10 protein-coding genes are annotated in these 13,738 nt (G+C 65.6%); 3 read left to right on the top strand and 7 right to left on the bottom strand.

Annotation, left to right across the window (positions count from 1 at the left end; genetic code table 11):
- Window positions 1-9 precede the first annotated feature (9 nt).
- Complete coding sequence (locus ACTEK7_RS16495; protein WP_225147421.1) at window positions 10-3,519, top strand: PAS domain-containing hybrid sensor histidine kinase/response regulator; 3,510 nt, start codon at window positions 10-12, stop codon at window positions 3,517-3,519.
- An 11-nt stretch (window positions 3,520-3,530) separates the two neighbouring features.
- On the opposite strand, the gene ACTEK7_RS16490 is transcribed toward ACTEK7_RS16495, so the two are convergent.
- The 4 genes from ACTEK7_RS16490 to ACTEK7_RS16475 are packed head-to-tail and all read right to left on the bottom strand — an operon-like array spanning window position 3,531 to window position 6,469.
- On the bottom strand, window positions 3,531-4,352 hold the full coding sequence (locus tag ACTEK7_RS16490) for an SDR family NAD(P)-dependent oxidoreductase (protein WP_035996659.1): 822 nt from the start codon (window positions 4,350-4,352) through the stop codon (window positions 3,531-3,533).
- Between the two features lie 17 nt (window positions 4,353-4,369).
- Window positions 4,370-4,933, bottom strand: coding sequence for a cytochrome P460 family protein (locus ACTEK7_RS16485; protein WP_225147422.1), 564 nt, complete (start codon window positions 4,931-4,933; stop codon window positions 4,370-4,372).
- 52 nt (window positions 4,934-4,985) lie between these two features.
- Complete coding sequence (locus tag ACTEK7_RS16480; RefSeq protein ID WP_225147423.1) at window positions 4,986-6,014, bottom strand: alpha/beta fold hydrolase; 1,029 nt, start codon at window positions 6,012-6,014, stop codon at window positions 4,986-4,988.
- A 35-nt stretch (window positions 6,015-6,049) separates the two neighbouring features.
- Window positions 6,050-6,469: an organic hydroperoxide resistance protein gene (locus tag ACTEK7_RS16475; RefSeq protein ID WP_035996651.1), complete on the bottom strand. Its 420-nt coding sequence runs from the start codon at window positions 6,467-6,469 to the stop codon at window positions 6,050-6,052.
- Window positions 6,470-6,664: 195 nt separating this feature from the next.
- Between ACTEK7_RS16475 and ACTEK7_RS16470 the strand changes: the two genes are divergently transcribed.
- Window positions 6,665-9,496, top strand: coding sequence for an ATP-binding protein (locus ACTEK7_RS16470; RefSeq protein WP_225147424.1), 2,832 nt, complete (start codon window positions 6,665-6,667; stop codon window positions 9,494-9,496).
- 5 nt (window positions 9,497-9,501) lie between these two features.
- Here the strand turns inward: ACTEK7_RS16470 and ACTEK7_RS16465 are convergent, their stop codons facing one another.
- The 3 genes from ACTEK7_RS16465 to ACTEK7_RS16455 all read right to left on the bottom strand — a co-directional run bounded on the left by ACTEK7_RS16465 (window position 9,502) and on the right by ACTEK7_RS16455 (window position 13,183).
- Window positions 9,502-10,182 (bottom strand): response regulator transcription factor, encoded by a 681-nt coding sequence (locus tag ACTEK7_RS16465; RefSeq protein ID WP_035996645.1) that lies wholly within the window; start codon window positions 10,180-10,182, stop codon window positions 9,502-9,504.
- Between the two features lie 184 nt (window positions 10,183-10,366).
- Window positions 10,367-12,472: a DUF294 nucleotidyltransferase-like domain-containing protein gene (locus ACTEK7_RS16460; RefSeq protein ID WP_225147425.1), complete on the bottom strand. Its 2,106-nt coding sequence runs from the start codon at window positions 12,470-12,472 to the stop codon at window positions 10,367-10,369.
- A 102-nt stretch (window positions 12,473-12,574) separates the two neighbouring features.
- Window positions 12,575-13,183, bottom strand: coding sequence for a hypothetical protein (locus ACTEK7_RS16455; RefSeq protein ID WP_057028414.1), 609 nt, complete (start codon window positions 13,181-13,183; stop codon window positions 12,575-12,577).
- 269 nt (window positions 13,184-13,452) lie between these two features.
- Between ACTEK7_RS16455 and ACTEK7_RS16450 the strand changes: the two genes are divergently transcribed.
- On the top strand, window positions 13,453-13,731 hold the full coding sequence (locus ACTEK7_RS16450; protein WP_035996678.1) for a DUF4212 domain-containing protein: 279 nt from the start codon (window positions 13,453-13,455) through the stop codon (window positions 13,729-13,731).
- Window positions 13,732-13,738 lie beyond the last annotated feature (7 nt).

The following is a 13,738-nucleotide window of genomic DNA, read 5'->3' as shown; positions in this document are numbered from 1 at the left end:
CCCCGACCCATGCTGCACGATTGGGGCGTGATCGCCGCCGCCTTCGGCTATATCGGCTTCCTGTTCCTGGTGGCGAGCCACGGCGACCGCCGCTCGCCGGCCGGTCGCGGCCGCGCCTCCGGGCTGATCTATCCGCTGTCGCTGGCGATCTACTGCACGTCCTGGACCTTCTTCGGGTCGGTCGGCTTCGCGACCCGCACCTCGACCGATTTCCTCGCGATCTATGTCGGCCCGATCCTGATGATCGGGTTGGGGGCCGGGGTGCTCCGACGCGTGATCCAGCTGGCGAAAGCCCACAACATCACCTCTATCGCCGACTTCATCGGGGCCCGCTACGGCAAGAGCCAAGCGGTGGCGGCGACCGTCGCCGCAATCGCGATCATCGGCTCGGTGCCCTATATCGCGCTCCAGCTCAAGGCGGTGGCTTCCTCGCTGGGCACAATCCTGAGCGAAGACCAGGCCTTCTCGCACATCCCGATCCTCGGCGACATGGCGCTGATGGTGACGCTGACGATGGCGGCCTTCGCTGTGCTGTTCGGCACGCGACAGACCGACGCGACCGAGCACCAGCACGGCCTGATGCTGGCGATCGCGACCGAGTCCATCATCAAGCTGGTCGCCTTCCTCGCCGCCGGCATCTTCGTCACCTTCTGGATGTTCTCGCCGCATGAATTGATCGAGCGCGCGATGAGGACGCCGGAAGCGGTGCGCGCCATCAATTATTCGCCGTCGATCGGCAACTTCCTGACCATGACATTGCTGTCGCTGTGCGCGATCATGCTGCTGCCGCGCCAGTTTCACGTCAGCGTGGTGGAGAATTCCTCGGATGCCGAGGTCGGCCGCGCGCGCTGGCTGTTTCCGCTCTACCTCGTCGCCATCAACCTGTTCGTGATCCCGATCGCGCTCGCCGGCCTCGTGACCTTCCCGTTCGGCACGGCCGACCCTGATATGTACGTGCTGGCCCTGCCGATCGAGAGCGGCGCGAACCTGCTCAGCGTCGCCGTCTTCGTCGGCGGGCTTTCGGCGGCAACCGCCATGGTGATCGTCGAATGCGTCGCGCTCTCCATCATGGTCTCGAACGACCTCGTGGTGCCGCTGGTGCTGAAACGTCGGCCGGAGGGGCGCGCCGGCGGGGCCGATTTCAGCAACTTCCTGCTGCGCTCGCGCCGGCTCGCGATCTTCGCCATCATGGTGATGGCCTATTTCTACTATCGCGCGCTCGGCAGCACCCAGCTCGCGGCGATCGGCCTGCTCTCCTTTGCCGCCATCGCCCAGCTCGCCCCGAGCTTCTTCGGCGGCCTGCTCTGGCGGCGCGCGACCGCGCGCGGGGCGATCGGCGGCATGCTGGTCGGGTTTGCGGTGTGGCTCTACACGCTGTTCATGCCGAGCTTCATGGATTCCTCGACGTCAGGCATCCTGCTGCTGCAGCACGGCCCGTTCGGCATCGAGGCGCTGCGGCCGCAGGCACTGTTCGGCGCCGACCTGCCGCCCCTGATGCACGGCGTGATCTGGTCGCTGTCCCTCAACATCCTGACCTATGTGCTGCTGTCGCTGGCACGCCGGCCATCCTCCATCGAGCTGCTGCAAGCCGATCTGTTCGTGCCCAATACGCTCGCACCGATCTCCCCGAGCTTCCGCCGCTGGCGCAGCACCGTCACCGTGCAGGACATCCAGACCACGGTGGCGCAATATCTCGGGCCCGACCGCGCGCGACATTCCTTCGAGGCCTTCTCGGCGCGGCGCAACGTGCGGCTGGAGCCCGGTGCGCCCGCCGATTTCGAGCTGCTGCAGCACGCCGAGCATCTGATTGCCTCCTCGATCGGCGCGGCCTCCTCCCGCCTCGTGATGTCGCTGCTGCTGCGCAAGCGGACGGTCTCCGCCAAGGCCGCGCTGAAGCTGCTCGACGATTCGCACGCCGCGCTGCATTTCAACCGCGAGATCCTGCAGACCGCGCTCAACCATGTGCGCCAGGGCATCGCCGTGTTCGACGCCGATCTGCAACTGATCTGCTCCAACCGGCAGTTCGGCGACCTCCTCAATGTGCCGCTGCATCTGATCCAGTTCGGCACGCCCTTGCGCGAGATCCTGGAGTTCATCGGCCTCGGCGATCCGAACGATCCGCTCGAGCGCAAGGCCCTGCTGGAACGGCGCCTTGCGGCCTACACCACCGACAGCGAGCCTTATCTCGAGCGGCTGCCGGAACGCCACATGGTGATCGAAGTGCTCACCAACCGCATGCCCGGCGGGGGCTTCGTCATCACTTTCACCGACGTCACGCCGAGCTTCGAAGCCGCCGAAGCGCTGGAGCGCGCCAATGCGACGCTGGAAAAGCGCGTGCGCGACCGCACCGAGGAGCTGACGCGGCTGAACTCCGAGCTGGCCATCGCCAAGAGCGCGGCGGAGGACGCCAGCATCTCCAAGACGCGTTTCCTCGCCGCCGCCAGCCACGACATCCTGCAGCCGCTGAACGCGGCGCGGCTCTACGTCACCAGCCTCGTCGAGCGCCAGCACAATGGCGAGGAGACGCGGCTGGTCGAGAACATCGACGAATCCTTGCAGGCGATCGAGGAAATCCTCGGCGCGCTGCTCGACATTTCCAGGCTCGACGCTGGCGCGATGGCGACCTCGATCTCGAGCTTCAAGATGGCCGATCTGATGCGGTCGCTGGAAATCGAGTTCGCGCCGATCGCGCGCGCCAAGGGCCTGGAGCTCGCCTTCGTGCCCTGCTCGTTGCCGGTCGAGTCGGACCGGCTCCTGCTGCGGCGCCTGCTCCAGAACCTGATCTCGAACGCGATCAAGTATACCCCGCGCGGCCGCGTGCTGGTCGGCTGCCGCCGCCGCGGCGCCTCGCTCAAGATCTGCGTCTACGACACCGGCGTCGGTATCCCCGCGGTCAAGCGAGGCGAGATCTTCAAGGAATTCCATCGCCTGGAGCAGGGGGCGCGGATCGCGCGCGGTCTGGGCCTCGGCCTCTCGATCGTGGAACGCCTGGCCCGCGTGCTCAAGCACGGCATCGCCATCGACGGCAATCGAAGCGGCGGCTCGGTCTTCTCGGTGACGGTGCCGACGGCGAAGGCGGTCACCCACACCGCGGCCGTGACCAGCGCGACGCCGCTGGCGCGCACACCGATCTCGGGCGCGCTGATCGTCTGCATCGAGAACGATGCGGCGATCCTCGACGGCATGCGCACGCTGCTCAAGGCTTGGGACGCCGAGGTGATCGCGGTCGCCGATCCCGAAGGCGCGATCGCTGCGATCGAAACCGCCGGCCGCCGCGTCACCGGCCTTCTGGTCGATTATCACCTCGATCGCGGCAACGGCATCGCCGCCATCCGCGAGATCCGCCGCCGTTTCGGCGATGGCATCCCTGCGATCCTGATCACCGCCGATCGCAGTCCCGCCGTGCAGGTCGCCGCGCGTGACGAGAAGATCGCGGTGCTCAACAAGCCGGTGAAGCCGGCTTCGCTGCGTGCCCTGCTGGGCCAGTGGCGCACGCAACAAATGGTGGCGGCGGAGTGAGGCCCCCGGGGTCAATAGTCAGTCGATACGCTGAGCGCTCGCCACCTCTCCAGCTCTTCGAGGCGGAGCTTATCGATCGCAGCGATGGCGTCGACGGCATCGCTTCCGAGCGCAATGCGCAGAGGCGGGCGCTCCATATCGGCAAGCTTCAGAACCACGGCCGCGGCTTTGGCTGGATCGCCGGGCTGCCGGCCGTCGTAATCGCGCTGCATCCTGACGGCAGCGCCGACGAGCGCATCGTATTCCGGGCGTCCTTCGCCGGTCCCATGTGCGGCTCGCGCAAAGCCGGTGCGAAAGCCGCCGGGCTCGACGATCGTGACGTTCACGCCGATCAGCGCCATCTCGCGCGCCAGCGATTCCGAAAAGCCCTCGATACCCCATTTCGCGGCCGAATAGGCGGCGCGGGCTGGGGCGCCGATCCGGCCGCCTACGGACGAGACTTGCACGATGTGGCCACGGCGCTGCCGGCGCAGCACCGGAATCGCCGCCTTGGTGACGATAATGGTGCCTATCAAATTGGCCTCGATCTGCCGCCGGAACGAGTCCAGGCCAGTATCCTCGACCGATCCGAGGTCGCCGTAGCCGGCATTGTTGACGACCACGTCGAGTCCGCCGAACGTCTCCGCAGCAAGCGCGATGGCTGCCGGCGCGGCAGCTTCATCCGTGACGTCGAGCGTTGCAAGGCACAGTCTTTCAGCGAAACGTTCCCGCAACGGTTCAAGCGGTTGGAGCGTCCGCGCAGTGGCAACCACCTGGTCGCCCGCGGCGAGTGCCGCTTCCGTGATGGCACGGCCAAGCCCGCGAGAGCTGCCGCTGATGAACCAAGTCTTCAAGCCAGTCACCGTATGTCTCAAGGCGCAAGCCGCGTGAAGACATAGTCGCGGCTCTTGGCGCGGGCTTCGTGGCAGGCGAAGCAGGTGCGGTGCTGCGCCTCGTCCACCGGCTTGCCGTTGATGAAGCGGCCAAAGCCCCAGCCGCCGGTAGCCGCGTATTTCCTGGAATCCTTCACCATCACCTGGACCGTGGTGGCGGCGCCGGGAATCGTCGCGGACGCAAACTCGGGTGACTGTTTCCGCTTCCAGGCGCGCTTGACCAGGATGGTGCCGTCCGGGAACGGCAGTTTTCCGGCCTGATAGGCATCGATGGCGGTCTGGTTGCCGACAACAGCGCGCAGCTCGTCGAGCGGCGCGGCCTCTTCGGCCGGCGCGATCAGCTCCCACCGCTTATAGCCGGCTGGAATTGTGACGCCGAAGATCGGCGAGGCGTCCGCCGCGCTCTGTTCCGCTGGCCCTTCCGCGAAGGCGATCGTGACGAGGTAGGGCATGCAGGTCAGGAGCACGACGAGGACGACCACGGTCAGCGCGATCATCGTGGTGTAGAGAGATTTCTTCTTTTCGGGTTCGGCTATCGTCATGATGTTTCATCGGGCTCGATCAATGAGGCTGGACGGAGGTGCCGACGAATGCCTAGGCGCCGTCGGCGTCGATGACGGCCTTGGCGAAGGCTTGTGGCGCTTCCTGCGGCAGATTGTGGCCGACGCCGCCGGTGATCAGGCGAAACTCGTATCGGCCTGAGAACTTCTTGGCATAGGCGCTCGGCTCGGGATGGGGCGCGCCGTTGGCATCGCCCTCCATCGTGATCGTCGGCACCTCGATCTGCGGAGCTGCGGCCAGCTTCTTTTCGAGAGGCTCGTATTTCGCCTCGCCCTGGGCAAGCCCGAGCCGCCAGCGGTAATTGTGGATCGTGATCGCGACGTGATCCTTGTTGTCGAGCGCCGCCGCGCTCCTGTTGAAGGTGGCGTCGTCGAACTTCCACTGCGGCGAGGCCAGCTTCCAGATCAGCTTGGCGAAATCGTGCGTGTACTTCTCGTATCCGGCCCGGCCGCGTTCGGTCGCGAAGTAGAACTGGTACCACCATTGCAGCTCCGCCTGCGGCGGCAACGGCGCGTTGCCGGCAGCCTGGCTCGAGATCAGATAGCCGCTGACCGCTACCAACGCGCGACAACGGTCCGGCCACAGCGCGGCGATGATGTCGGCGGTGCGTGCACCCCAGTCGAAGCCGGCGACGACGGCTTTCTTGATCTCGAGCTTGTCCATCAGCGCGATGATGTCCGCGGCCATGGCCACAGGCTCGCCGTTGCGCGGCGTCTCGCTGGAGAGGAAGTGCGTCGTGCCGTAGCCACGCAGGTATGGGATGATCACGCGATAGCCGGCCTTGGCCAGGAGCGGCGCGACCTCGACGAAGGCGTGAATGTCGTAGGGCCAGCCATGCAGCAGGATCGCCACCGGACCGTTCGAGGGACCCGCCTCGGCATAGCCGACGTTGAGAACGCCGGCATCGATCTGCTTGATCGCGCCGAAGGACGCATTCGATGCTTGGGATCGCTGCGGTTCGGTCTCGGCACGAGCGAACGCGATCACGCCGATGCCGGCGGCGGCGGCTCCGGTGGCGATGCCGAGAAACTGGCGGCGGTGCTGATCGATGAGCTGCTTCATGATGATGTGACCTTGTCGTGATTTATGATGGTGCGTCAGATCAGCGCGACCGTGACGTCGATGTTGCCGCGGACGGCCTTGGAGTAGGGGCAGGTTTGATGCGCTTCATCGATGATGCCGCGTGCGATCTCGGGGTCGAGTCCCGGCAGGCTGACATTGAGGCGCGCCCTCAGCGCGTAGGCGCCCTCGTCGAGCACCAGATCGATCTCCGCGTCGATCGCGCTTTTCCTGGGAAGGGTCACCTTCTGCTTGCGCGCGGCGAGTTCCATGGCGCCTTCGAAGCAGGCCGACCAGCCGGCCGCAAACAATTGCTCGGGATTTGTGCCGATGCCGGCCCCGCCCGGCGGCGACAGCTTGACGTCGAGGCGACCGTCGGAACTGCGCGATATGCCGTCGTGCCGGCCGCCGCTGGTGTGGGTCCGGGCCGTGTAGAGCAGTTTTGCCGTTTGCGTCATGAAGAGCTCCTTGCAGTCGCGCAAACTGACTAGCAGCGACGCGCTCCGGAGACCCGTTTGGACTTGTGAGAAGTTGTGAGGCCGGCGCAGAAGCTGTTGCGAGGCCTGCAAACAAGGTCTGAGGCCGATGCAACGCAGGCCTTGCGGGATGGCTGCCCTCTGGCTATCCGGTTCGCAAATGAGCAAGATTTCGCGATGACCACGCCGACCGGGCCAAGACTCTCGTTCGGACCATTCACCGTGGCGCCACATGAAAGGCTCGTGACGCGCGACGGCGTCACAGTGCCGCTGGGTGCGAAGGCCTTCGACGCGCTGATCGCACTGATGTCGCGGCCGAACGAGGTCGTCAGCAAATGGGATCTGATGGCGCTGGTGTGGCCCGGCATCACCGTCGAAGAGGCCAATCTGCGCTTTCACATCGCCGCTCTCCGCAAGGCGCTCGGCGACGGCAATGACGGCGCACGCTACATCACGACGCTTTCCGGGCGCGGCTATTGCTTCGTGGCGCCGATCTCGCACACGGAGCCTCCGGCGGCGCGGCGCTCGTCCCCGCCGATGGAATTGCCGCCGGTCAAGCTGCCGAATCGGCTGCAACGGATGGTCGGACGCGACCAGGCGGTCGCCACCATCTCCGACAAGCTTCTCACCTCGCGCTTCGTCACGATCGTCGGTCCGGGCGGCGTGGGCAAGACTGCCGTCGCGGTGGCGATCGCCCACGACCTGCTCGCGACGTTCTCCGACGCCGCGCATTTCGTCGACCTTGCCGCGCTCAGCGATCCCGATCTCGTGATCACCTCGATCCTGTTGATGCTCGGCTTGCCGGCCGAGACCGACGATCCCCTGCCCGCGCTGCTCGCGCATGTCAGGGACAAGCGGTTGCTGCTCATCCTCGACAATTGCGAGCATGTCATCGCCGCGGCGGCACCGCTGGCTTCGGCGATCTTCCACGCTGCGCCTGATGTCCACATCCTCGCCACCAGCCGCGAAGCCCTGCGCGTCGAGGGCGAGCAGGTCTATCGACTGGCGCCGCTCGCCGTACCGCCTGATAGTGCCGGGCTGAGTGCGGCGGCTGCACAAACCTATCCCGCGCTTCAGCTCTTCATCGAACGGGCGACCGCTGGCGGCGCGCAGATCGCGCTCGACGATACCAACGCCGCGACTATCGCGAGGATCTGCCGCAAGCTCGACGGCATGGCCCTGGCGATCGAGCTCGCCGCCGGCCGGGTCGAAGCTTACGGCCTGGAGCAGACGGCCGCGCTGCTCGATGAGCGTCTCAATCTGCTCTGGCAGGGCCAGCGCACCGCGCCCCCGCGACAGAAGACGTTGCGGGCGACGCTGGACTGGAGCTACGGGCTGCTGTCCGACATCGAGCGCCTCGTCCTCCGCAGGCTGGCGGTCTTCGCAGGTCACTTCACCATCGACGCCGCCCTCGAGGTCGTCCCGGATGAACGTGCCGACCGCTCCCATTTGTTCGATGCCATCGACAGTCTCGTCACCAAATCGATGGTCGCGCCGCGGCCGGTCGGCGCCATGATGCGCTACCGTCTGCTCGATACCACGCGCGCCTATCTGCTCGAGATCGAGCCGAACGACGCCGCGCTCGCCGCCCGCCACGCGACCTACTACCGGCGATGGCTGGAGCAGGCCGGCAGCACATGGGCGGCAACGCCGAACGCCGACGAACGGGCGATCCACTTCTCCGCGCTCCACAATGTGCGTGCCGCGCTGGACTGGTGCTTTGGCGCGGGCGGCGACGCCACCGCCGGCATTGCGCTCGCCGCCGCGGCAGCGCCGATCTTCCTCGCGATGTCCCTCTTGATCGAATGCCGGCGCTGGTCGGAACGGGCACTGCTTGCGATGACCCCGTCCGCGCGCGGCAGCGCCGATGAAATGCACATCCAGGCTGCCCTCGGGCTGACCCTGATGTTCACGCGCGGCGGCAGCGAGGCGGCGCGCGTGGCCTTGAGCAGGAGCCTTGCGATCGCGGAGGCGCGCGGCGACGCGCCGAACCAGCTGCAGCTGCTCGGCCGCATGCATATCTTTCACGAACGGATGGGGCAGTTCCATGCCGCGCTTGGCTATGCGCAGCAGAGCCTTGCGGTCGCGCAGCCGCTCGGCGATCCCGGCTCGATCGTCCTCGCCCATTCGTTGCTCGGGGTCTCGCTGCATCTGGCCGGCGAGCACCGCGACGCGCTGAAGATGCTGGAGGTCGCATGGCAAGGGCCGGGCGCCGAACGAATCAGCACCATCCATGGCTTCGATCATCGCAACCGGGCCGGCATCACGCTGGCGCGCGAACTCTGGTTACAGGGCCGGCCCGCGGACGCGCGGCAGCTGGCGCAACAGACGGTGACTGAAGCCGCGCAGATGGAGCATCCGATCACGCTCTGCATCGCCCTGATCTGGGCGGTCTCGATCTCGCTCTGGGACGGCGATCTCGACGGCGCGGAGCAGAGCATCGACCAATTCATCGCGCATGCCGAATCTCGATCGATGGGTCCCTATCTCGTGGTGGGCCGCGGCGTGAAGGGCGAACTGGCGATCCGTCGGGGAGACGCCGCGCAAGGCGTCGATACGATCATGGCTTGCCTACGCGAGCTCCACGAGGCCGGCTACGAACTGCTCACCACGACCTTCAACATCGCACTGGTTCAAGGCTTGTTGGCGCTTGGACAGGTCGAGCAGAGTGCGCGCCTGATCGACGATGCGATCCGCCTCGTCGATCAGAGCGGCGATCATCTCTACATGCCCGAGTTGCTGCGGATGAAAGGCAGAGTTCTGTTGTCGCTGCCGGAGCCCGACGCCGAGCAGGCAGAAGCCCACTTCATGCAATCCCTGGATCTCAGCCGCCGGCAAGGCGCCGCGGCCTGGGAGCTGCGCGCTGCGATCGATCTCGCCGGGCTGTTTGCCGGACGCGGGCAGCGCGACGAGGCGAAGCGATGGCTCCAATCGGCGCTCGAGGGCTTTGCCGAGGGCGCCGATACGGCGGATATCAAAGCGGCCAGCGTGCTTCTGACCACGCTGTAGCAGCCCTATTCCGTCGGCGTACCCTGCTTCCACTGGCCGCCGGCGATCTTGGCGGCGGCAATCACCGCTTGCGTCCGGCTCTCGACGCCGAGCTTCTGCAGGATCGCCGAGACATGCGCCTTGATGGTGGCCTCTGAGACACCGAGCTCGTAGGCGATCTGCTTGTTGAGAAGGCCCTCCGACAGCATCATCAGGACGCGAACCTGCTGAGGCGTCAGCGTCACCAGGCGGTCGCGCAGGCGGGTCATGTCGGGATCGGCGGCGGCGGAGAGGTCGGTATCGGCGGGGACCCAGACGTCGCCCTCCATCACCTTGAGGATGGCGTCGCGCAAGGTCTCGACCCCGAACCGCTTCGGGATGAAGCCGGACGCGCCGAAATCGAGCGAACGGCGGATCGTGGCGCTGTCGTCGGAGGCCGAGACGATCACGACCGGGATCGCCGGGTATTGCGCACGCAGATAGATCAGGCCGGAAAAGCCGGAGATCCCAGGCATGGAGAGGTCGAGCAGGACCAGGTCGACCTCGGAGGCCTGCTCAAGAAGCTTGGTCAGATCCTCGAAGGATCCGGCCTCGTCGATCCGAGCCGCGGGGAGAACGCCCGCCACCGCCTGCCGCAGCGCATCGCGGAACAGGGGATGATCATCGGCGATGACGAGATGGGTGTTTGCATTGGCTGTTGCAGTCATCTGTTCCGCAGGCCGACGAAAGATCGGGAAAGAAGTTCAACTCGTTGCTGATCAAGCAGCAATTGCGATTGTTTACTGACTGGAGCCGTCTTGCAAGGCAACCTTCCGCCCGTAGTCGCAAGGCGGTTAATCACAGGCGTCAACTAACTGATGTTGCAGCGCAAAAAGCCGCTGACGAGTCTCATCAATCCCTGAACAGCAGGTCCCGGGTCAACTCATCGATCACGGCGACCGCTTGAAGCGCTGCCCTCAATCGCTCGCGATCACGGGCCGACAACGGCTTGACCAACACCGCATTGGAGGGCGCCGTCCCCTGCGCCACATCCGCAATCTGTTGCGACACGATCAGCTCCAGAAAGATACCATGGGCCTCGTCGAGCGCATCGAGATCGGTCTGGCCACGACCAACCAGGGCCTTCACGCCCGCGAGGCGCTGCGATGTCGACCGGCCCATCACATGGTATCGGATCGCCATCGCACGCGCTGCAGCGACCAGGCCGAACAGCCCTGCCGCCTTGAGGTCGATGCGACCGCCGTCAGTGCGAATGCCGCCAAAGAATTTCAGGCTCGCAGGGACGCTGATCCCCTCGACCAGAAGCTTGGCGAACGCGACCTGCCCCTCGGCTGCCGCGAAAGCCGCCTGCCTGACCGCGACGGCAAGGCTGCCGTCGCCATGAACGGCCCGGAGATCGAAAAAGATATCGACCGACAGCAGATCCTTTGGACTGGAGCGGCAGACCCAGTGCTCGATGCGGTCCCGCCACGTTGCGACAGAGCCGCGCCAGGGTGGGTTTTTCGCCATGACGCCCCCCTTGCAATAAGGCACACCGGCCTCGTGCAGAATATCTGCAACGTGCGCTGCGAACGTCTCAAACCAGCGATCCTCGTCGCCTCCCGGCTCGCCTTGCGCGAAGATCACGGCATTGTCCTGATCCATCGCCAGCAGGCTTTCGCCGCGCCCGGCAGACCCGAGCACGATCAGCGTGTATGGCGTTGGGGCCGCGCCCCGACCGCGATCCCGCATGATCCGCTCGGCGATCACAGCGGCCTGACGGGTGAGGGCGCAGAGCTCGCTGGAGATCACCTCCGCAATCTGACGCCCGGACAATCCTTCCGCCAGGAGCACCTCCGCAACCCGCGGCAGCTTCGCCCAGGCCAGCGCCAATGCCTGCGTATCCGCAGCATCCTCGATCTCGTCGCCGAGCGATATGGCCTCCCCTGCCCGCAGACGCAGCAGGTCCCGCGCGGACAACGCACCGACCACCCGGCCGGCCTCATCGACGACGCCGAGATGGCGGGTCTTGAGGCGATTCATCCGGCCAATCGCGCGATAGACAAGCGCGTCCTCGGGAATCGCCGCCAGCGGCCTGCTCATGATGCGGTGCACCGGCAGCTCCAGCGCGGGGGCACCGAGCCGGGCGATCGCCCGCAGCACGTCACGCTCGGTAACGATCCCGGCCTCGACGGCCTTGATATCGTCGGCGGCCGCATCCGCCGCACCGACGTACACAGCCGATATTCTCTCGCTGGTCATTCGCGCCAGGGCTTCGCTCACCGAAACGTCCGGACCGACGAAAATGACGGGATACCGCATGATGTCGCGGTTGCGGTGGCGATAGGCATAGGCGTCGAATCGCTTCAGCGTTTGCTCTGCATCGATACGAGCCGTCGCTTCGACCGGCTCGACCCAACCCATCCGCACCTGATCGTCGAGCACCGTGGTGAGCGCGCGACAGACCCGCTCGGCTTGAGCGACGGTCCGGATGCCGTGCTCGCGCAGCCTCGGCAGCAGCGCAAGGAAGATCCGTGCCGTCGTGATCGCATCGCCGAGAGCGGAGTGCCGGCCGGCTACGTCAATGCCAAGCCAGGCCGCAAGATTCTCCAGCTGGTATCCGCCGAGGTCCGGCGCAACGATCTCCGCAAGCAGTCTGGTATCGAGCGTTCGAGGCCGGGACCATGGCAATCCCGCCAGATCGCATTCGCGCTTCAGGACGGCCAGATCAAAACCGATCATGTGCCCGATGACGACCGTCCGGCCGAGGAATGCCTCGAAACGCGGCCACACATCCACGAATAGCGGCGATTCAGCGACCATGGCATCATCGATGCCGTGAATGCGCGTCGTTTCGGCGGGGATCGGTTGATCGGCCGGCCGCAGCAATTGAACGAACGAACCGCCGTCGACCAGCTTTCCGGCCGACAGACGCACGCCGGCAAGCTCGATCACCCGCGCCTTGCGCGGATCGAGCCCAGTCGTTTCGGCATCGATGACAACGGCGTCGAGCGACAAAAGCGGGGCAGCACCACTCGTCGTATCCATTGTCCTCCCTCGGAAGGCCCGGACCGTGCGATGCTGGCCGGCAAACCGGGCATTGGCAGAGGCCGGGCGATCCTACGCCAGCAGCCTGTTGGTCACGGCAGCCGCATCGATGCGATCGACCAATTCGTCATGGATGTTGCACAGGCTGACGCGCAGGTAATTGCGGATCGTCTCGAAATCCCGTCCGCGCAGCTTTTCGTGGATCGGCATCATCGCAAAATAGGTTTCCGCCAGCGGCTCGGGAATGTCCATCACGCGCTTGGGCGCATGCCCGCCAACAAGGTCAAGCCTCTGCTCCAGCTCGCGCCGGGCCTCAAGCCAGGCGTCCTCGCCGAGCGACGGCGGCACGGGGTAACGGTCGAAAACCGAGAGGACGACGAGGATCATCTGGTCGAGAACCGCCCGGCGGTGCATGCCGGCATGTGGGCGCAATACCCCCTCGACCATCTCGCCGACCATCGCAAGCCCGAGCGGATAAGCCTGCCAGCGCGACCGTTCGACGGCTTGTGCAAAGCCTTCCTCGGCAAACAGCACCTTGGCGTAATGGCCCGCGCGGGCACGCGAATACTCGTAAATACCCTTTTGCACGATGAATGCCGACTGCGCGTCTATGAAGTCGGCAAGCGCCTTGCGATCGCCAATCGGCGGCCGGGGACGAAAGAATTTCTGCAGCAGCTTCATCGCAATCCGATCCTGCCAAACGGAATCGCCGTGCTATCCCGCGCTCGCCGCGCCCGAATTGTCAACGGCCGCAGCGCCGTTCGCATCCGCAACATCGGTTCCCTCCGAAAGTATTAGAAAGACCTCGGCACTCCTGATGTTAGCCTCCGACATTCCAAATTGGCGAAAGACCGGTTGGAAGGCGGCACGGGGGGGCCGCAGCGACGGGTATGCAACCCCTCGATTCCTCCGGCTCGCATGCCGGAGTGCTGACAGAGGAAATGCAGCCCATGCCTGACTCCCAAAATCTCAAAGAACGAGAAGAAGCCCACTGGCGCAAGACCTCGCGCCTGATGCTGATCAACCTCGGCATCTGGTTCTTCTTCGGATACGTCATCCACATGTTCGTGGTTCCGCTCAACGCCATCAAGCTGCCGATCCTTGGCTTCCCGCTCGGCTTCTATATGGCCGCGCAGGGTTCGCTGATCGCCTTCGTGGTCATCCTGTTCGTCTTCGCCAGACAGCAGGACAAGATCGACCGAGAATTCGGCTTCGCAGAAGACGATTAGGGGGATT

This window comes from Bradyrhizobium sp. JHI2711, assembly GCF_056156565.1.
The sequence above is the reverse complement of the archived record's forward strand: the minus strand, read 5'-3'. Positions and strand labels throughout refer to the sequence as shown.

Coding starts and splice junctions, on each gene's coding strand:
- ACTEK7_RS16495 (WP_225147421.1), top strand. CDS start 10: ATGCTGCACGATTGGGGCGTGATCGCCGCCGCCTTCGGCTATATCGGC.
- ACTEK7_RS16485 (WP_225147422.1), bottom strand. CDS start 4,933: ATGACGATAGCCGAACCCGAAAAGAAGAAATCTCTCTACACCACGATG.
- ACTEK7_RS16480 (WP_225147423.1), bottom strand. CDS start 6,014: ATGAAGCAGCTCATCGATCAGCACCGCCGCCAGTTTCTCGGCATCGCC.
- ACTEK7_RS16475 (WP_035996651.1), bottom strand. CDS start 6,469: ATGACGCAAACGGCAAAACTGCTCTACACGGCCCGGACCCACACCAGC.
- ACTEK7_RS16470 (WP_225147424.1), top strand. CDS start 6,665: ATGACCACGCCGACCGGGCCAAGACTCTCGTTCGGACCATTCACCGTG.
- ACTEK7_RS16465 (WP_035996645.1), bottom strand. CDS start 10,182: ATGACTGCAACAGCCAATGCAAACACCCATCTCGTCATCGCCGATGAT.
- ACTEK7_RS16455 (WP_057028414.1), bottom strand. CDS start 13,183: ATGAAGCTGCTGCAGAAATTCTTTCGTCCCCGGCCGCCGATTGGCGAT.
- ACTEK7_RS16450 (WP_035996678.1), top strand. CDS start 13,453: ATGCCTGACTCCCAAAATCTCAAAGAACGAGAAGAAGCCCACTGGCGC.